At 61.8% G+C, this 17588-nt stretch carries 17 protein-coding genes; 11 read left to right on the forward strand and 6 right to left on the reverse strand.

The window, feature by feature from the left end; translation table 11 throughout:
- Nucleotides 1-33: 33 nt before the first annotated feature.
- The 3 genes from PSAKL28_RS06075 to PSAKL28_RS06085 all read left to right on the forward strand — a co-directional run bounded on the left by PSAKL28_RS06075 (nucleotide 34) and on the right by PSAKL28_RS06085 (nucleotide 1866).
- Nucleotides 34-744, forward strand: a complete 711-nt coding sequence (locus PSAKL28_RS06075) for a PA1041 family peptidoglycan-binding anchor lipoprotein (RefSeq protein ID WP_038607893.1) — start codon at nucleotides 34-36, stop codon at nucleotides 742-744.
- A gap of 95 nt (nucleotides 745-839) precedes the next feature.
- Nucleotides 840-1115, forward strand: coding sequence for a DUF1145 domain-containing protein (locus PSAKL28_RS06080; protein ID WP_038607896.1), 276 nt, complete (start codon nucleotides 840-842; stop codon nucleotides 1113-1115).
- Nucleotides 1108-1866: a hypothetical protein gene (locus PSAKL28_RS06085; protein WP_038607899.1), complete on the forward strand. Its 759-nt coding sequence runs from the start codon at nucleotides 1108-1110 to the stop codon at nucleotides 1864-1866. The genes PSAKL28_RS06080 and PSAKL28_RS06085 overlap by 8 nt, the downstream gene beginning before the upstream one ends.
- Nucleotides 1867-1957: 91 nt before the next feature.
- Here the strand turns inward: PSAKL28_RS06085 and PSAKL28_RS06090 are convergent, their stop codons facing one another.
- Complete coding sequence (locus tag PSAKL28_RS06090; RefSeq protein ID WP_038607902.1) at nucleotides 1958-2422, reverse strand: CopD family protein; 465 nt, start codon at nucleotides 2420-2422, stop codon at nucleotides 1958-1960.
- Between the two features lie 97 nt (nucleotides 2423-2519).
- Between PSAKL28_RS06090 and dinG the strand changes: the two genes are divergently transcribed.
- The 5 genes from dinG (at nucleotide 2520) to pdxH (ending at nucleotide 10023) form a co-directional block, all read left to right on the forward strand.
- A complete protein-coding gene (gene dinG, locus PSAKL28_RS06095; protein ID WP_038607904.1) occupies nucleotides 2520-4664 on the forward strand; it encodes an ATP-dependent DNA helicase DinG in 2145 nt (714 codons plus the stop codon).
- Between the two features lie 81 nt (nucleotides 4665-4745).
- Entirely contained in the window at nucleotides 4746-7001 is a 2256-nt protein-coding gene (locus tag PSAKL28_RS06100; protein ID WP_038607907.1) for a beta-agarase, read from the forward strand.
- Nucleotides 7002-7140: 139 nt separating this feature from the next.
- Nucleotides 7141-8286 (forward strand): EstA family serine hydrolase, encoded by a 1146-nt coding sequence (locus tag PSAKL28_RS06105; RefSeq protein ID WP_038607910.1) that lies wholly within the window; start codon nucleotides 7141-7143, stop codon nucleotides 8284-8286.
- Between the two features lie 99 nt (nucleotides 8287-8385).
- A complete protein-coding gene (locus tag PSAKL28_RS06110; protein ID WP_038607913.1) occupies nucleotides 8386-9357 on the forward strand; it encodes an OmpA family protein in 972 nt (323 codons plus the stop codon).
- 18 nt (nucleotides 9358-9375) lie between these two features.
- Complete coding sequence (gene pdxH, locus PSAKL28_RS06115; RefSeq protein ID WP_038607915.1) at nucleotides 9376-10023, forward strand: pyridoxamine 5'-phosphate oxidase; 648 nt, start codon at nucleotides 9376-9378, stop codon at nucleotides 10021-10023.
- Here pdxH and PSAKL28_RS06120 read toward each other — a convergent pair.
- Nucleotides 10020-10256, reverse strand: coding sequence for a hypothetical protein (locus PSAKL28_RS06120; RefSeq protein ID WP_038607918.1), 237 nt, complete (start codon nucleotides 10254-10256; stop codon nucleotides 10020-10022). The two genes, pdxH and PSAKL28_RS06120, sit on opposite strands and share 4 nt — an antisense overlap.
- Nucleotides 10257-10401: 145 nt before the next feature.
- Here PSAKL28_RS06120 and PSAKL28_RS06125 point away from each other — a divergent pair, with 145 nt between their 5' ends.
- Nucleotides 10402-10866, forward strand: a complete 465-nt coding sequence (locus PSAKL28_RS06125; RefSeq protein ID WP_038607921.1) for an outer membrane lipoprotein — start codon at nucleotides 10402-10404, stop codon at nucleotides 10864-10866.
- A 69-nt stretch (nucleotides 10867-10935) separates the two neighbouring features.
- Here PSAKL28_RS06125 and nhaA read toward each other — a convergent pair whose 3' ends face one another.
- On the reverse strand, nucleotides 10936-12114 hold the full coding sequence (gene nhaA / locus PSAKL28_RS06130; protein ID WP_038607924.1) for a Na+/H+ antiporter NhaA: 1179 nt from the start codon (nucleotides 12112-12114) through the stop codon (nucleotides 10936-10938).
- Nucleotides 12115-12334: 220 nt separating this feature from the next.
- Between nhaA and PSAKL28_RS06135 the strand changes: the two genes are divergently transcribed.
- Entirely contained in the window at nucleotides 12335-13429 is a 1095-nt protein-coding gene (locus PSAKL28_RS06135) for a PLP-dependent cysteine synthase family protein (RefSeq protein ID WP_038607927.1), read from the forward strand.
- 77 nt (nucleotides 13430-13506) lie between these two features.
- Here the strand turns inward: PSAKL28_RS06135 and PSAKL28_RS06140 are convergent, their stop codons facing one another.
- From PSAKL28_RS06140 to PSAKL28_RS06150, 3 genes are all read right to left on the reverse strand, one after another.
- Nucleotides 13507-15120 (reverse strand): NAD(P)/FAD-dependent oxidoreductase, encoded by a 1614-nt coding sequence (locus PSAKL28_RS06140; RefSeq protein WP_038607930.1) that lies wholly within the window; start codon nucleotides 15118-15120, stop codon nucleotides 13507-13509.
- Between the two features lie 106 nt (nucleotides 15121-15226).
- Nucleotides 15227-15901 (reverse strand): COG3650 family protein, encoded by a 675-nt coding sequence (locus tag PSAKL28_RS06145; protein ID WP_038607933.1) that lies wholly within the window; start codon nucleotides 15899-15901, stop codon nucleotides 15227-15229.
- Between the two features lie 70 nt (nucleotides 15902-15971).
- Entirely contained in the window at nucleotides 15972-16571 is a 600-nt protein-coding gene (locus tag PSAKL28_RS06150; protein WP_038607936.1) for a short chain dehydrogenase, read from the reverse strand.
- Nucleotides 16572-16679: 108 nt separating this feature from the next.
- On the opposite strand from PSAKL28_RS06150, the gene PSAKL28_RS06155 reads away from it, so the two are divergent.
- Nucleotides 16680-17588: a LysR family transcriptional regulator gene (locus PSAKL28_RS06155; protein ID WP_038607938.1), complete on the forward strand. Its 909-nt coding sequence runs from the start codon at nucleotides 16680-16682 to the stop codon at nucleotides 17586-17588.

Genomic DNA, 17588 nt, shown 5'->3' on the forward strand with positions numbered 1-17588 from the left:
CCGGTAGACGCCGGTGACACAGGAGCAATTCCCATGAGTGTTTTCTCCAAGGCCGCAGTACCGGTGCTGGTGACTGCAAGCCTGATCTCCGGCTGCGCCACCCACAGCGATGGCAGCGCCCCACTCAATCAAAGGACCTGGCCAGTCTGCAGCCTGCTTGGCGGTTTGTTAGGTGGCGGGCTGGGGGCTATCGAAAGTTCTGCCTGGGCAGCCGGTGGCGGTGTTGCCGGGGCCATTGCCGGCGGCCTGATCTGCTATGCCCAGGACGGTGACGAGGACGAAGATGGTGTATTCGACCGCCGCGATCGTTGCCCTGATACGCCGGCCAACACGCCGGTCAGCCACACAGGTTGCCCACTCCCGCAATATCCGGTCGCCGACAAGGCAGCGCCCGAGCCTGAAATCATCACCCTCAATGACCAGGGCTCGGTGATGTTTGCCTACGATTCCGCCGAACTGACCAGTAGCGCCCATAGCCAGTTGCAGGGGTTGATGAGCAAGCTCAATGCGCCCGGTGTGACCAGCGTCAAGGTGATCGGTCATACCGATAGCCAAGGTTCGGATGCCTATAACCAGACGCTTTCCGAGCGGCGCGCCAGCAGCGTCGCCGAGTACCTGATCAGCCAGGGCCTGGCACCCTCGAAAGTGACCAGCCAGGGCCGCGGTGAAAGTGAACCGATTGCCGACAATGAGACTGACGCCGGGCGCGCGCAGAACCGCAGGGTAGAACTGCACCTCAATTGAACCTGCCTCTGGTGCGCGGCAGTGCCAGCCGTTACTGTTGCAGGCGATGCCAGGGCTTCTGGCATCGCCTAAAAAAATAACAGCAGGGGGCGCGTATGAAGGGCTTACTGGGGCTGGGCAAAGCCCTGACGGTAGTGTTCTGGTGGGTGGTGCTGGTGAATCTGCTGATTCCCCAGGAATTCCCCTTCAATCGATTGATCGCTCTGGCCGGCGCTGCATTGTTCGGGCTGCACCTGCTGGAAGTGCTGTTTTTCAATGGCCGCCTGCGTGGGCGCAGCCATCGCTGGTTTGACCGCTTGCAAATCCTGCTGGTCGGTATCTTTCATGTCCTTTCGATTCCCGCGCCCCGTCAGGAGACTAAACATGCGTAAGTTGGTCTTGCTGGCTGCATTGTTCAGCCCCCTGGTGCTGGCGGAGTCGATCAGTGTCGCGCCGCACTCGATGCTGCGTTTGCCGAATAAATCCAGTGTCGTGCACCTGCAGCGTCTGCACGTGGCCGATGCCGCAACGCTGCTGTTGCCGGCCAGTCTGGTCGAACTGAAAGTGGACGAGCTGCAGCTGGGGCAGGAGGCACGCATTGCCATTGCCCCGGCCGAGAGCACATTACGCGTTGAAGTGGCGCGGGCACAGCTGGGCGAGGGCAGCCAGATCGCTGCGCGTGGCGCTCCGGGTACTTATGAGCGGGCGGCGCTGGCCGGGCGCAACCTTGAACTGCAATTGCGTGCCGTGCAGGCGCCGTTGCTGGCGATTGATGCCCGCGGAGGTGCTGGGGCGCCGGGATACGTCGGGCTTGACGGGGCCAATGGCAAGGCTGGTGGATGCACATGGGGCCAGGCAAGCCGTGGTGCCAATGGTGATAACGGTGGCGATGGCCATGATGGCGCGGCGGGCGGTCGGGTACGACTGGCGCTGCCGGCGGACTTTCCCGCAGAACGGATCAAGGTCCAGCTCGACGGCGGGGCGCCAGGCGTAGCGGGTGCTGCGGGCAAGCCGGGAGCAGGGGGCGCGAGCAAGGGTTGCCTGGTCTACCGGACGGCTGCGGGCGCACCCGGTAAGCCAGGCGTTGCCGGTCAGCCAGGATTGGCGGGCAATGCCGGCGAGCTGATCCTGCAGCGCTTGTAGGTGTAATTGTCGGTGGGAGCGGGCTTGCCCCGCGATTGCGCTCTGTCAGCCACACGCATCGCGGGTCAAGCCCGCTCCCACTGGTTGTGCGTTACACCAGCAGGCGCGTAGTTGCCACTAGCACCACGGCAATCCCGAGCAACAGGTTGATCCCCACCAAGCGACGAATCTTGCCCAGCACCACCGCGCCCGTCGGCCAGTCTTGCGCCTGCACCGCTTTGCGCAACTCCGGCAGCAGCAACGACTGGACACGAATGAACAGCGCGATCATCGCAATAGCGCCGCCAATCATCACCTGTACATAGCGCGGTGCCGCGTCCAGGCCGGCAAAACGCAGGTGCAGCATGCCTATGCCGCTGATCGCCAGGACCGCGATGGCTACCCAGACCCACACGAAAAAACGCTGAAACACTTCTATCCAGAGGCGCAGACGCTCAGGCCCTTGAAGGGCTGCAACCGCCGCAGGCCGCAGGATCAGCCAGGCGAAGAACATCCCGCCGACCCATACCAGGGCGGCCAGGACGTGCAGGCTATAAGGAAGGGTAAAGGCGCTCATCGGGATCTCCATTCGGCGCAAAGGGCAATAGCGGGGTATGATAGCGACCCAATCGAAACACTGAAAATTTATCCAGCCCTTCGGGCGCCCCGACACCATGATCAGCAACGAACTCAAAACCACGATTCAGGGCGCCTATTCGCGTTTTCTCGAAGCCAAGAGCCTCAAGCCTCGCTACGGCCAGCGTCTGATGATCGCCGAAGTGGCCAAGGTGCTTGGCGATATCGCCTGTGACGATGAAGGTCGGCGCGCCGGCGATCCCGCCGTGGTGGCGGTCGAGGCCGGTACCGGTACCGGCAAGACGGTTGCCTATAGCCTGGCCTCGATTCCCGCTGCCAAGGCCGCCGGCAAGCGTCTGGTGATCGCCACCGCGACGGTAGCCCTGCAGGAGCAGATCGTCTTCAAAGACCTGCCCGACCTGATGCGCAACAGCGGCCTGAACTTCACCTTCGCCCTGGCCAAGGGGCGTGGTCGCTATCTGTGCCTGTCCAAGCTCGACCTGTTGCTGCAGGAGGGCCATGCACAATCGGCCACTGCGCAGCTGTTCGAGGAAGAGGGCTTCAAGATCGAGGTCGACGAAGCCAGCCAGAAGCTGTTCACCAGCATGATCGAGAAGCTTGCCGGCAACCGCTGGGACGGCGACCGTGACAGCTGGCCGCAAGCCCTGGAAGACCAGGACTGGGCACGCCTGACCACCGACCACAGCCAATGCACCGGCCGCCATTGCCCGAACTTTGGCCAGTGCACCTTCTACAAGGCCCGTGAGGGCATGGGTAAGGTCGATGTCATCGTCACCAACCACGACATGGTCCTGGCCGACCTGGCCCTGGGCGGTGGCGCGGTGTTGCCTGATCCGCGCGACACCATCTATGTGTTCGACGAAGGCCATCACCTGCCGGACAAGGCCATTGGCCATTTCGCCCACTACACCCGTCTGCGTTCCACCGCCGACTGGCTCGAGCAAACCGCCAAGAACCTGACGAAGCTGCTGGCCCAGCACCCTTTGCCGGGCGACCTGGGCAAGCTGATCGAGCAGGTGCCGGAACTGGCGCGGGAGATCAAGGCCCAGCAACAGTTCATGTTCAGCGCCTGTGAGCAGGTGGCCGATTTCCGTCCCGGCGAAGATATGGAGGGCCGCGAGCGGCCGCGTCACCGCTTCGAGGGCGGTGTGGTGCCCGAGCACATGCGCGAGATGGGGATCGAGCTGAAGAAGGGCTTCTCACGCCTGACCGATCTGTTCACCCGTCTGACCGAATTGCTTAAAGAAGGTATGGATGCCGAGGTCAATATCGGTATTGCCAGCCATCAGGCCGAAGAGTGGTACCCGTTGTTCGGCAGCCTGTTGATGCGTGCCCAGGGCAACTGGGAGTTGTGGACCGCCTTCACCGCAGAAGACCCGGAAGACAGCCCGCCCATGGCCCGCTGGTTGACCCTGGCCGAGAGCGGGGCGCTGTTCGACATCGAGGTCAATGCCAGCCCGATCCTCGCGGCTGAAATGCTGCGGCGCAATCTGTGGAACGTTGCCCATGGTGCGCTGGTTACCTCGGCAACCCTGACCGCACTGGGCAAGTTCGATCGCTTCCGCATGCGCGCCGGTCTGCCCAAGGATGCGGTCACCAGCGTTGTGCCCAGCCCTTTCCATCATGTCGATGCCGGTGTGTTGCGGGTGCCGGACTTGCGTGCCGACCCTCGGGACGCGGCGGCACACACCGCGGCGATCATTCGTGATCTGCCGGAGCTGGTTGAAGGTTCGCGTGGTTCGCTGGTGCTGTTCTCTTCGCGCAAGCAGATGCAGGACGTGTTCGATGGCCTGGATCGCGACTGGCGCAAGCAGGTGTTCATCCAGGGCAACCTGTCCAAGCAGGAAACCCTGAACAAACACAAGGCGCGTGTCGATGGCGGCGATTCCAGCGTCCTGTTCGGCCTGGCAAGCTTTGCCGAAGGCGTCGACTTGCCGGGCGCCTACTGTGAGCACGTGGTTATTGCCAAGATCCCCTTCGCGGTACCGGATGATCCGGTCGAGGCGGCCCTGGCCGAGTGGATCGAAGCGCGTGGCGGCAACCCGTTCATGGAAATCGCCGTACCAGACGCTTCGCTGCGCCTGATCCAGGCCTGCGGCCGCCTGCTGCGTACCGAAGAGGACCGCGGCACTATCACCCTGCTGGACCGACGTGTGGTCACCCAGCGCTACGGTAAGGCTATTCTCAATGCCTTGCCGCCGTTTCGACGGGAAATTTCCTGACCCCCGGGGATCATTGCTCCGGGGCGTTGTCTATGTCTCAGTTCAAGGCCCGCAAGGGCCCTCAAGGAGAGCTCCAGCCCTATGATTCGCCGTACCTTGCCTGCTGTCTTCGCACTGTTGTTCAGCACACCGCTGCTGGCCGGGCAACAGACGCTGTTCAGCTTTGTGCGCCCGGCCGCCGTGGTCAACGTGGTGACCGAAGATGCCAGCTTGCCGCAATACAACGCAGAGCAGACGGCCGAGGGTGAGGTATTGCGGCGTGTGGTGTTCAACCCGGTGCAGCGCCCCAGCCTGCGGCTGAGCCCGCAAACCGGTGTCTGGGACTGGTCGGCGGCCACAGCCCTGACCTTGCGCCTGCAAAGTGGCATGGACTGGCCGTTGACCGTGGATGTCACGGTGTTGAGTGGTGACGGCAAGACCCTCACCAGTCGTATCGACCTGCCCGCCGGGCCGGCACAGACGGTATGGGTGCCACTGACGGCCAGCTCGCCACTGAGCCAGGGCATGCGTGCCGGACCACCGATGCCCTGGGTGCATGAAGGCCAGCGCTGGGTGCTGACCGGTAGCAGCGGCGCGCTGGACTTGAAGCAAGTGGTGTCGGTGACCTTGTCGATGAACAAGCCCAATGTCGCTCAGAGCCTTTTGATTGAACGCGTTGGCATTCAGGACGACGACCAGCTGCAAAAGGCTGCGTATACCGGTTTGATTGATGGCTATGGCCAATCAACCCGCGGCCGCTGGCCGGAAAAAATCGTCAGCGATGACCAGCTCAAAGCCGCCGCGACCCGTGAACAGCAGCAACTCAAGGGCTGGCTGGCTGAACGCACTCAGTTGCCGCGCGACAAGTTTGGCGGCGTGACAACAGGACCTGGCTTCGATGTCAAGGGCTTCTTCCGTACCGAAAAACGTGATGGACGCTGGTATCTGGTCACCCCTGAAGGCCATCCGTTCTACTCGCTGGGCGTCAACACCGTGGCAGCCGACGGCGGCCGCACCTACGTAGCCGGACGCGAGTCGATGTTTACCGCCTTGCCGCAAGCGGGTGAGCCACTGGCGCAGTTCTATGGCGAAGGTAACAACAACGACGGCAACGGCTCGGCTAGCGGGCGCAACTTCAATCAGGGGCGCTGGTTCGACTTCTATGCCGCCAACCTTGAGCGTAGCCATGGCAAACCCTGCACGCCGGTCGCGGCGACTGCCACCACGGCAGCAGTGGACTGCCCAGTGCCGGCGCTGGACCTCAAGCGCTGGCAGGGACATACCCTCGACCGTCTGCAGGCCTGGGGCTTCAATACCCTGGGTAACTGGAGCGAGCCGGCCTTGGGGCAGGCCAACCGTCTGCCTTATACCTTGCCGTTGTCGATCGTCGGCGATTACACCAGCATCAGCACCGGGATGGACTGGTGGGGGCGTATGCCCGATCCGTTCGACCCGCGCTTTGCCATGGCCACCGAGCGTGCCGTGGCCATCGCTGCCCGTGACCACCGTGACGATCCTTGGCTGATCGGCTATTTCGCCGACAACGAACTGGCCTGGGCAGCTCCTGGGGATGACCCCAAGGCCCGTTACGCCCTGGCTTATGGCACCTTGCGCCTGACCACCGACGTGCCGGCAAAACGGGCGTTCCTCAAGCAGTTGCGCGACAAATACCGTAACCAGGCCGGGCTGTCCAAAGCCTGGGGGATTGATCTGCCAGCGTGGGAGTTGATGGAAGACCCTGGTTTCGAGCCGCCGCTGCCGAGCGCGGAACACCCCGAGATCGAAGCCGACTTCAAGTACTTCCAGAAGGTTTTTGCCGAAACCTACTTCAAAACCATCGCGGACTCGCTCAAGTGGCATGCGCCCAATCACTTGCTGCTGGGCGGCCGATACGCGGTCAGCACACCTGAGGCGGTGGCGGCCTGTGCCGAGTTCTGTGACGTTCTGAGTTTCAACTTCTATACGCCCAAACCCCAGGACGGCTACGACTTCAGCCAGCTCAATGCCCTGGACAAGCCGGTGCTGGTGTCGGAGTTCCAGTTCGGCTCACGTGACCGCGGGCCGTTCTGGCCAGGGCCTATGGAAGTGGCCAAGGAAGAAGGGCGCGGTCCGGCCTATGTGGCGTTCGTCAAGGCAGCCCTGGCCGAACCGTCGATTGTCGGCGTGCACTGGTTCCAGTACCTGGATCAGCCTGCCAGCGGGCGCTTGCTCGATGGCGAGAACGGTCACTTCGGGCTGGTGGGTATCACCGACCTGCCATTCCAGGGTTTTGTCGACAGTGTGCGTAAGAGCAATCTGCAAGCACAGGAGCAGATCGGCAAGGCAGGCGTCAGCGAAAACACCTCAAAAGCCCCGTAGCAAAGGCGTGGCGGCCTGAGGCAAGCGAATTGCCTCGGGCCCGCAGGACGACGCTCTGTCCAGTGTCTGTTCCCAAAACCGCCGCAGGCTGAAACAATGCACGCCATTTTCGATAGCAGTATGCGCGGGGAGCGGCTGGGTGCAGATTCAGGGTCATTACGAGCTTAAGTTCGAAGCCGTGCGCGAGGCCTTTGCGGCGCTGTTCGACGATCCTCAGGAGCGTGGCGCGGCGCTGTGTATCCAGATTGGCGGGGAAACCGTCGTTGACCTCTGGTCCGGTACCGCCGACAAGGACGGCGCCGAGGCCTGGCACAGCGACACCATCGCCAACCTGTTTTCCTGTACCAAGATGTTTACCGCGGTGACGGCGTTGCAACTGGTGGGTGAGGGCAAGTTGGCCCTGGATGTTCCGGTTGCGCGTTACTGGCCGGAGTTTGCCCAGGCTGACAAGCAGGCGATTACCCTGCGCCAGTTGCTCAGCCACCGGGCCGGGGTACCCGCACTTCGCGAGCTGATGCCTGCAGAGGCATTTTACGACTGGCAAACCATGGTTCAGGCGCTGGCTGCCGAGGCGCCCTGGTGGACGCCTGGCACTGCTCATGGCTATGCGGCTATCACTTATGGATGGCTGATCGGTGAGTTGATTCGACGCGCCGACGGTCGCAGCCCTGGCGAGTCGATCGTAGCCCGTACTGCGCGCCCGCTGGGCCTGGATTTTCACATCGGCCTGGCTGACGAGCAGTTCCACCGGGTCGCGCATATTGCCCGAGGCAAAGGCAACATGGGCGATGAGGCGGCCCAGCGCCTGCTTCAGGTGACCATGCGTGAGCCTCAGGCGCTGTCCACTCGCGCGTTTACCAACCCGCCCGGCATGCTCACCAGTACCAACAAGCCGGAATGGCGGCGGATGCAGCAGCCGGCGGCCAACGGCCATGGCAATGCCCGCAGCCTCGCCGGTTTTTATGCCGGTGTGCTCGATGGCAGCCTGCTGGAATCGGAGCTGCTCGACGAACTGACCCGTGAGCACAGCCTGGGCCAGGACAAGACGTTGCTGACCCAGACCCGGTTCGGTCTGGGTTGCATGCTCGACCAACCGACCGTGGCCAACGCCACCTTTGGTCTGGGCAGTAAGGCCTTTGGTCACCCGGGCGCCGGCGGCTCTGTTGGTTTTGCCGATCCGGAGTACGATGTGGCCTTTGGTTTTGTCACCAATACCCTGGGCCCTTATGTATTGATGGACCCGCGTGCCCAGAAGCTGGTGCGTGTCCTGGCAACCTGCCTTTGATCGGTTAGCCCCAATGTTACCTGAACCCTTTGTCTATTCTGGCTTCCAAGGATTAGCGCAAATGGGCGGAATTTCTTTCATTTTCATGGTGTATCACTGATGTCTTCACATAAAACCTTAGCTATCGCCCTGTGCCTGGCCATGACCGGCTGTGCTCAGCACTCCCCGAAAGGTGCGGCCGACAGTGGCATCGACTGGTGGCCCTTCGGCTCGGCCAAGGTTGCCAACCAGGAAGTGAAGGAAGTGGTTGTCGAGAAAGTCGCCAAGGCCGATGCCAAGTCCGAGAGCAGCAGCCGCTGGTGGTGGCCGTTCGGTGACAGCGACAAGGCCAAGGTTGCGGCCGTGCCGAAGATTGACCACAAGGCCACCCAGGCCTGGCTGGACAGCTACGAACCGCGCCTGCGTGAAGCAATCAAGGACAGCAAGTTTGAACTTGAGCGCCGTGAAGACGTGCTGGTCGTCACCGTACCAGTAGACAGCTCCTACAACCCGGATCGTCCGGCCATGCTTCTGCCGGTCACCCTCGGCCCCATCACCCGTGTAGCCAAAGCGATCGAAACCGATAAGCAGACCGCCGTACTGGTGCTCGGCCATGCTGACACCAGCGGTGCCACCGCCGGCAATCAGAAACTCAGCCAGGAGCGCGCCCAGTCGGTAGCAGCTATCTTCCGCCTCAGTGGTCTGGAGCGTGATCGCCTGATGTTGCGCGGCATGGGTTCGGAAATGCCACGTGCGGCCAACGACAGTCTGCAGGGCCGTGCTCTGAACCGTCGGGTAGAACTGGTGCTGACCCCGCAAAACACCATGGTCGCGTTGCTGGCCAAGTACAAGCAGCCGACGCCGAGCCCGGCCGAGCTGGTCGCGGTGCAGGATGCCAAGGCCCCGGTCAAGGCCGCGGTGAAGCCTGCCGCCAAGGCTCCGGTGAAGAAAGCCAGCACCAGCAAAAAAGCCGCCCCGGCCAAAGCCACGACCGCCAAGAAGAAAGCCCCGGCAGCCAAACCCGCAGCTAAGAAGCCTGCGCCTGCTGCCAAGAAAGTGGCCGCCAACACCAGCCCTGCGAAGACCAACTGATCGTCAAGGAACGCAGCAATGACCAAGACCCTGGCCGATATGCGCCGCGATTACACCCGTGATGGCCTGGCGGAAGCCCAGGCCCCGGACCAGCCTTTCGCATTGTTTCGCCAATGGTTCGACGACGCGGTTAAGACCGAACAGCCGCCGGTGGAAGCCAATGCCATGACGTTGGCAACGGTAGACGCCGATGGCCGTCCGCATTGCCGGATCCTGTTGCTCAAGGGCCTGGATGATCAGGGTTTTACCTTCTTCACCAACTACGACAGCGCCAAGGGCCAGCAACTGCAGGCCAATCCGTATGCGGCCATGACGTTCTTCTGGCCGGCCCTGGAGCGTCAGGTGCGGATCGAAGGCAAGGTGGTCAAGGTCACGCCCGAAGAGTCGGACGAGTATTACCAGGTGCGCCCGTTGGGTAGTCGCCTGGGGGCTTGGGCCTCACCGCAAAGCCAGGTGATTGCTGATCGCGCCGAGCTGGAAGGGTTGGTCAAGGCCACCGAACAGCGTTTCAGCGATACCCAGCCGCATTGCCCCGAGCACTGGGGTGGTTACCGTTTGCTGCCTGAACGAATCGAGTTCTGGCAAGGGCGTGCCAGCCGCCTGCACGACCGTCTCAACTACCGCCTGCAACAAGGCAACTGGCTGCGTGAGCGTCTGGCGCCCTAATCGGCCCGGTAAGCGGCGGCCTCGCGTTCCAGCCAGGTCGCCAGCTCGGCGCGTTTGATCTTCTGTGCCTTGGCATTGTCCAGACATTCAAGCATGTAGGCTTTCTTGACTTCGTCCGTACCGGCCATGGACAGCGCCAGGTCGCGGTCCATCCAGCGGCGGATGCGCACATACAACCACCAGTGAAAATACAGACCAGCCAGAGTCGTGATGACGACGATGAAGTAATCCATGTCTATCCTTGCGCTAAAGGTTTTCAGGCTGCATCGGTGACACAGGCTGTATGGAAGCTGAATGGAATCAATTTTACCCCGCATCGGTCGTGACAGTCGTCAATGCGCGGAGTCTAATGAACACCTGTCTTATGGAGGTCATCCTATGCGTAAATCTGTTTTGCTGGTTGCCAGCTTCACCACCATGTCGCTGCTGCTCACCGGTTGTGCCTCGAGCCTGACCGGTGATTCCTACTCGCGTGACGAAGCTCGCCGCGTGCAAACCGTGCGCATGGGAACCATCGAAGCGCTGCGGCCAGTGAAAATCGAAGGCACCAAAACGCCTATCGGTGGTGGTGCTGGTGCCGTTGTCGGTGGTGTAGCGGGTAGTGCTATCGGCGGTGGCCGCGGCAGTATCGTTGCCGCGGTGATTGGTGCCGTGGCCGGTGGCCTGGCAGGCTCTGCCGCTGAAGAAGGTCTGACCCGTACCCAGGGCGTTGAGATTACCGTACGTGAAGACGACGGCAGCATGCGTGCCTATGTACAGGCGGTCCAGGAAAACGAGATTTTCCGCGTTGGCGAGCGTGTCCGGATCATGACCGTAGACGGTACCAGCCGGGTCAGCCACTGATAATTAAGCTGCAAAAAGAAAACCCCGACTCGGCAGTGCCGGTCGGGGTTTTTTATTGCCTGGGACGGATCAGGCGGCGGCTGCCTTGCGGCTCGCCAGTGCGGTGACGCCGTAGCCGATCAGGGCGGCGAGGATAGACCCGGTAAGAATGCCCATGCGGTCCATGCCGGCGTACTCGCTGCTGCCCGGAACAAAGGCCAGCGAGCCAACGAACAGGCTCATGGTAAAGCCGATGCCGCAAAGGATAGCCACGCCCAGCACCTGGCCCCAATTGGCCCCTCCAGGCAAGGCGGCCAAGCCCAGCTTGACCGCGATCCAGGTAAGACCGAACACCCCTACGGTCTTGCCCAGCAACAGGCCGATGGCAATACCCATTGGTACGTAGTGGGTGAAGCTTTCCAGGGTTACCCCGGCCAGCGATACCCCGGCGTTGGCGAACGCGAACAGCGGCAGGATGCCGTAAGCCACCCAGGGGTGCAGGGCATGTTCCAGCGTCAGCAGCGGCGAAGGTTCGGCGTTGCGTGTACGCAATGGAATGCACAGAGCGAGGGTGACCCCGGCGAGGGTGGCGTGGACACCGCTTTTGAGTACACAGACCCAGAGGATCAGGCCGATCACCATGTACGGGCCGAGTTTGACCACCCCGAGCCGGTTCATCGCGATCAGCGCCAGCAAGCAGGCGCCGGCCAGCATCAGCGACAGGCTCGATAGTTCACCGGAGTAGAACAGCGCAATGACAACGATTGCGCCCAGGTCATCGATAATTGCCAGGGTCATCAGGAACAACTTGAGCGACACCGGCACGCGCTTGCCCAGCAGCGCCAATACGCCCAGGGCAAAGGCGATGTCGGTGGCCATGGGAATGGCCCAACCGGCAACGGCGGCCGGGTTGTCCTTGTTCAGGAACCAGTAGATCAGCGCCGGTACCACCATGCCGCCAATGGCGGCAGCACCCGGCAGGACGATCTGCGAAGGCTTGGACAGGTGACCGTCGATTATCTCGCGCTTGACCTCAAGGCCGATCAGCAGGAAGAACAGGGCCATCAGGCCGTCGTTGATCCACAGCAGCAAGGGTTTGGCGATTTTCAGTGCGCCGATCTGGGCGACCACAGGTACATCCAGCAAGCCGTTGTACAGGTATGACAAGGGCGAGTTGTTGATGATCAGGGCCAAGGCGGCAGCAGCAATCAGCAATAGACCGCTGGCCGCTTCCAACTGAAAGAAACGTGTGAAGGTGCTTCGCAGCAAGGGCGCTCTCCATCCTGAGGATTCCGATAGGGGGACACCCTACCTTGTGAGGATATGCATTAAAACAAAAACTATATTCTTTTTTATTATAAGCTGTAACTAACCTGGCCAAGGCAGCCTAGCAGTTGGGCGGGAATATTTTGCCTGGCTGTATCTGTTGGAGATGTAGGGACTTTCTTAACATGCTCCCTTATAAATTGATCTTTTTCGGGACTGGACCATGAACGATCACCGCCAGTGGGCACGTGAAGCAATCCGTATCATCGAGGCTGACTTCCAGCGCAGTGCCGACACACACCTGATCCCGCTGCCCTTGCCGGGTTTTCCCGAGGTCGAGCTGTACTTCAAGGACGAATCCAGCCACCCCACCGGCAGCCTCAAGCATCGCCTGGCGCGGTCGCTGTTTCTCTATGCCCTGTGCAATGGCTGGCTACGTCCGGGGGCGCCGGTGATCGAAGCCTCCAGTGGCTCGACGGCAATCTCCGAAGCCTACTTCGCGCGCCTGCTCGGTCTACCCTTTATCGCCGTGGTGCCCGCCAGTACCTCTCAGGAAAAGATTGCCCAGATTGCGTTCTACGGTGGTCAGAGCCATCTGGTGAATGACCCTACGCAGCTCTACGCAGAATCCGAACGTCTGGCGCGGGAAACCGGTGGTCACTTCATGGACCAGTTCACCTACGCCGAGCGCGCCACCGACTGGCGTGCCAACAACAATATTGCCGAATCGATCTTTACCCAGATGCGTTTCGAACGGCATCCCGAGCCTGCCTGGCTGATTTCGAGCCCGGGCACCGGCGGCACTACCGCGACCCTCGGGCGCTATGTGCGCTATCGCCAGCATGCCACCCGGGTGCTGTGTGCCGATGCCGAGCGCTCGGTATTTTTCGACAGCTATACCAGTGGCGACCGCTCGTTGTTGCTCGATTGTGGATCACGAATCGAGGGCATTGGCCGGCCACGGGTAGAAGCCTCGTTTCTGCCTCAGGTGATCGACGCCATGATCAAAGTGCCTGATGCACTGTCACTGGCGGCCATGCATTACCTGGCTGAACGCCTGGGGCGTCGGGTGGGCGGTTCGAGCGGTACCAACCTGATCGGTGCGCTGATGGCGGCACGGCAGATGCAAGCGGCGGGGGAGGCGGGATCAATCGTGGCGATTCTGTGTGATGGCGGCGATCGATATGCGACCACCTATTACGACCAGGACTGGCTGGTAGCGCAGGGGTATCAGTTGCAGGGATTGGTCGATGCGGTTACAGCCTGTGTGGAACGGGGCGAGGCTTTGCCTGAGACGGTATTGCGCGCGGGGATTTGAAGTGCATCGCGGGGCAAGCCCGCTCCCACAGGTTTGGAATACTCCTGTGGGAGCGGGCTTGCCCCGCGATTGCTCTATCAGCCTTCCAGGCCCAGCATACTGCGAGCCACCGCCTCGGCAATGCGAATCCCGTCGACACCCGCCGACAGAATGCCACCGGCATAACCTGCACCTTCACCTGCCGGGAACAGGCCCTTGAGGTTCAGGCTCTGCAGGCTGGCATCACGGGTGATACGCAGCGGCGATGAGGTACGGGTTTCGATACCGGTCAACACCGCGTCATGCAGGTTGTAGCCCTTGATCTGCCGATCGAAGGCCGGCAAGGCTTCACGGATGGCTTCGATGGCGAAGTCCGGCAGGCTCGGGGCCAGGTCGCCAAGATTGACGCCGGGCTTGTACGACGGCTCGACACTGCCCAGGGCGGTGGATGGCCTGCCGGCGACAAAGTCACCGACCAGCTGTGCCGGCGCCTGGTAATTGCTGCCGCCCAGTACATAGGCATGGGCTTCAAGCTGTTCCTGCAACTCGATGCCTGCCAGCGGACCGCCTGGATAATCCTGCTCCGGGGTGATACCGACGACGATGCCAGAGTTGGCATTGCGCTCGTTGCGCGAGTACTGGCTCATGCCATTGGTGACTACCCGGCCCGGCTCGCTGGTGGCCGCGACCACGGTGCCGCCCGGGCACATGCAGAAACTGTAGACCGAACGGCCGTTCTTGGCGTGGTGCACCAGTTTGTAATCCGCCGCGCCCAGTTTCGGGTGCCCGGCGTATTTGCCCAGGCGAGCCTGGTCAATCAGCGATTGCGGGTGTTCGATGCGGAAACCGATGGAGAACGGTTTGGCTTCCATGAACACGCCGCGCGCATGCAGCATGCGGAAAGTGTCACGGGCGCTGTGGCCCAGTGCCAGGACCACATGGCGCGAGTGCAGTTGTTCACCGCTCTGCAACACCACGCCGTTGAGCTGGCCATCGTCCATCAGCAAATCGGTAACTTTCTCTTCGAAGCGTACTTCGCCGCCCAGCGCCTGGATCTCGTGGCGCATGTTCTCGACCATGCCGGTCAGGCGGAAGGTGCCGATGTGCGGCTTGTTGACGTAGAGGATCTCTTCCGGCGCGCCGGCTTTGACGAACTCGTGCAACACCTTGCGGCCGTGGTGCTGCGGGTCCTTGATCTGGCTGTAGAGTTTGCCGTCGGAGAAGGTACCGGCGCCACCTTCACCGAACTGTACGTTCGACTCGGGGTTGAGCACGCTTTTGCGCCACAGGCCCCAGGTATCCTTGGTGCGCTGACGCACTTCCTTGCCGCGCTCGAGGATGATCGGCTTGAAGCCCATTTGCGCCAGCAGCAGGCCGGCGAAAATCCCGCACGGACCGAAGCCGACCACGATGGGGCGCTCTTGCAGGTCGGCAGGGGCCTGGCCGACCACCTTGTAGCTGACATCCGGCGCGACATTGACGTTGTGATCGTCGGCGAACTTGTGCAGCAGCTCGGCTTCGTTGCTGACGTTCAGGTCGATGGTGTAGATGAACAGCATTTCGCTGTTCTTCTTGCGCGCATCATAGCTGCGCTTGAACAAGGTGAAGTCCAGCAACTGGTCGTCGCTGATCCCCAGGCGTTGCACGATGGCCTCGCGCAGGGCTTCATCAGGATGATCCAGCGGCAGCTTCAGTTCGGTGATTCGTAACATGGCAGGGTCCAGTATCCCGGCCATGAACGGCCGGCGGCTTTACACAAACCGCCAAGTATAAGCTGTTCGCCGCCTTTGCAGGCAGGATTAACGCGGGCGCCGATGATCAGTCGTTGCGTGAGCCGCCGTAGTAGGCGCAACCGCGCAGGGTCTGGCCGTTCACTCGCAGCTCGGCGCTCAGGTGGCTGACTGCACCACTCATGGTGTCGACGCAGCGTTGCGGAGCGACCCAGAGATCGACACGCTGACCGTTGGCTTCGGTGCTGAGGCTGAAGCGTCCATCAGGCAATTGTTCTTCCAGGAACGGCACGGCCAGTTCCGGCACGCCCGGGCGCGTCAGGACCATGCCCTTACCGCTGGCCTTGAGGTCCCAGTCCGGCTCGTTGCCGTGTGCACGCACGGTCAGGCGCTTGAAGTTGGGATCACTGCAGGCGCTGCTGGAGTTCTCGACCCGATACAGGCGCTGGACATTCAATTGCCCGTCGCTGCCGGCTTTCTGGCCGGCGGAAAGGTTACCGCTGATGTCCGCGAACAGCGTGCCCGGTTCGCCAGCCAGGGCGGCGGCTTCCTGCAACACACCGGTATTGCCGCTATCGAAGACGGCAAAATGGCGATTTTCTGTACATGGCTTGAACAACAGCTGGCCGCCCTTGGCAGTCAATTCGCCCTGCATCCGGGTCATGCCTGCGGTAGAGGCTGCCTGCGGTTTTTCCGCCAGCATCTGGCAGCCGGCGAACAGCGGCAACAGGGCGACAAGCAACAACGAAGGGGCGGCACGCATCAAGCAAACTCCAGGGTCTCTACCGAAAGGTGCCGCCACGTTACGCAGGCTGGACGCCGATCACAAGGCCTCAGCCGACATGATAGGTCTGGCCGGTTTGCAGGCCCTCGACGCTCTTGGCATAGGCCAGCGCCACATCCGCCGCCGGTACCGGTTTGAACCCGCGGAAATACGGGGCGTAGGCCGGCATGGCTTCGACCAGTACGTTGGGGCTGATCGAGTTGACCCGCAGGCCACGGGGTAACTCGATGGCTGCCGCTTTGACGAAGGCATCAATGGCGCCGTTGACCAGGCTGGCCGAGGCGCCGGTACGGATCGGGTCGTGGCTGGTGATGCCAGTGGTGAAGGTGAACGAGCCACCGTCGTTGATGAACTCGCGACCGATCAGCAGCAGGTTGACCTGGCCCATGAGCTTGTCGTTCAGGCCCAGGGCAAAGTGTTCTGCAGTCATCTCGTCCAGCGGCGCGAAGGTGACATTACCGGCTGCGCAGACCAGGGCATCGAAACGCCCGGTTTTTTCGAACAGGCGGCGAATCGAGGCGCTGTCGCTGATATCCACTTGATAGTCGCCGCTGCTGCGGCCGATGCGCACCACTTCATGACGTTGCTCCAGCTCTTTGGCTACCGCCGAACCGATGGTGCCGTTGGCGCCGATCAACAGGATTTTCATTGAACCGTTCCTCACAGGTTGTTGGGGACAAGGCTCAAGTCTAGGGTGGATTTTTTTGCGGATAAGCGTGCTAATAGGCAACCTTTGGTTTTCATCTGGAAACAATCAATGAGCGACCTGGATGATCTGGCGGCCTTCGCCGTGTTGATGGATGTCGGCAGCTTCACCCAGGCCGCGCAACAACTGGGGTGGAGCAAGGGGCAGCTGTCCAAGCGCATCAGTGCTTTGGAGGCCAGTCATTCGGTAAAGCTGCTGCACCGCACCACGCGGCGTCTGAGTTTGACCGCAGCGGGTGCCATGTTGCTGCCCCAGGCCCAGGCATTGGTGCGGCAAATGGAGGGGGCGCGTCAGACTTTGGCCATGCTCAAGGACGAACTGGCTGGCCCGGTGCGCATCACCGTACCGGTGTCGCTAGGCGAGACCTTCTTCGAAGGCTTGCTGCTGGAGTTCGCCGTCGACTATCCGGATCTGCAGGTGGAACTGGAGCTGAACAATGGCTACCGGGATCTGTTGGCGGAGGGCTTCGATCTGGCGATTCGCACCGAGGTCCAGGACGATGCACGATTGGTTGCGCGCCCGCTGTTGGCCATGCAGGAACTGACCTGCGCCAGCCCTGCCTATCTGCAGCGCCAGGGCGAACCGCACATGCCAGCTGAATTGAGCGCTCATCGCTGTTTGCTCAACAGCCACTACAGTGGGCGGGAAGAATGGTTGTATCACCACCAGCATGAGCTGCTGCGGGTGCAGGTCGCCGGCAGCTTTGCCAGCAATCACTACAGCCTGCTGAAGAAAGCTGCATTGCTCGGCACCGGCATCGCCAGGCTACCTTCCTACATGGTGCATGCGGAGCTTGCCGACGGCCGCTTGCAGTGGTTGCTGCGTGACTACCAGACCCGCAGTGTGCCGTTGTTTCTGGTGCATCCGTATCAGGGCCGGATGCCCAGAAGAGTCCAGGTACTGGCCGACTACCTGCTGCGCTGGTTCAAGCGCAGCAGCCAGGCGTTGCAGACGCTGTAG

The sequence above is a fragment of the Pseudomonas alkylphenolica genome, assembly GCF_000746525.1.
GTDB lineage: Bacteria > Pseudomonadota > Gammaproteobacteria > Pseudomonadales > Pseudomonadaceae > Aquipseudomonas > Aquipseudomonas alkylphenolica.

What these genes read in the sequence shown, in the direction of transcription:
- PSAKL28_RS06075 (WP_038607893.1), top strand. Translation starts at nt 34, where the DNA reads ATGAGTGTTTTCTCCAAGGCCGCAGTACCGGTGCTGGTGACTGCAAGC.
- PSAKL28_RS06080 (WP_038607896.1), top strand. Translation starts at nt 840, where the DNA reads ATGAAGGGCTTACTGGGGCTGGGCAAAGCCCTGACGGTAGTGTTCTGG.
- PSAKL28_RS06085 (WP_038607899.1), top strand. Translation starts at nt 1,108, where the DNA reads ATGCGTAAGTTGGTCTTGCTGGCTGCATTGTTCAGCCCCCTGGTGCTG.
- PSAKL28_RS06090 (WP_038607902.1), bottom strand. Translation starts at nt 2,422, where the DNA reads ATGAGCGCCTTTACCCTTCCTTATAGCCTGCACGTCCTGGCCGCCCTG.
- dinG (WP_038607904.1), top strand. Translation starts at nt 2,520, where the DNA reads ATGATCAGCAACGAACTCAAAACCACGATTCAGGGCGCCTATTCGCGT.
- PSAKL28_RS06100 (WP_038607907.1), top strand. Translation starts at nt 4,746, where the DNA reads ATGATTCGCCGTACCTTGCCTGCTGTCTTCGCACTGTTGTTCAGCACA.
- PSAKL28_RS06110 (WP_038607913.1), top strand. Translation starts at nt 8,386, where the DNA reads ATGTCTTCACATAAAACCTTAGCTATCGCCCTGTGCCTGGCCATGACC.
- pdxH (WP_038607915.1), top strand. Translation starts at nt 9,376, where the DNA reads ATGACCAAGACCCTGGCCGATATGCGCCGCGATTACACCCGTGATGGC.
- PSAKL28_RS06120 (WP_038607918.1), bottom strand. Translation starts at nt 10,256, where the DNA reads ATGGATTACTTCATCGTCGTCATCACGACTCTGGCTGGTCTGTATTTT.
- PSAKL28_RS06125 (WP_038607921.1), top strand. Translation starts at nt 10,402, where the DNA reads ATGCGTAAATCTGTTTTGCTGGTTGCCAGCTTCACCACCATGTCGCTG.
- PSAKL28_RS06135 (WP_038607927.1), top strand. Translation starts at nt 12,335, where the DNA reads ATGAACGATCACCGCCAGTGGGCACGTGAAGCAATCCGTATCATCGAG.
- PSAKL28_RS06140 (WP_038607930.1), bottom strand. Translation starts at nt 15,120, where the DNA reads ATGTTACGAATCACCGAACTGAAGCTGCCGCTGGATCATCCTGATGAA.
- PSAKL28_RS06145 (WP_038607933.1), bottom strand. Translation starts at nt 15,901, where the DNA reads ATGCGTGCCGCCCCTTCGTTGTTGCTTGTCGCCCTGTTGCCGCTGTTC.
- PSAKL28_RS06150 (WP_038607936.1), bottom strand. Translation starts at nt 16,571, where the DNA reads ATGAAAATCCTGTTGATCGGCGCCAACGGCACCATCGGTTCGGCGGTA.
- PSAKL28_RS06155 (WP_038607938.1), top strand. Translation starts at nt 16,680, where the DNA reads ATGAGCGACCTGGATGATCTGGCGGCCTTCGCCGTGTTGATGGATGTC.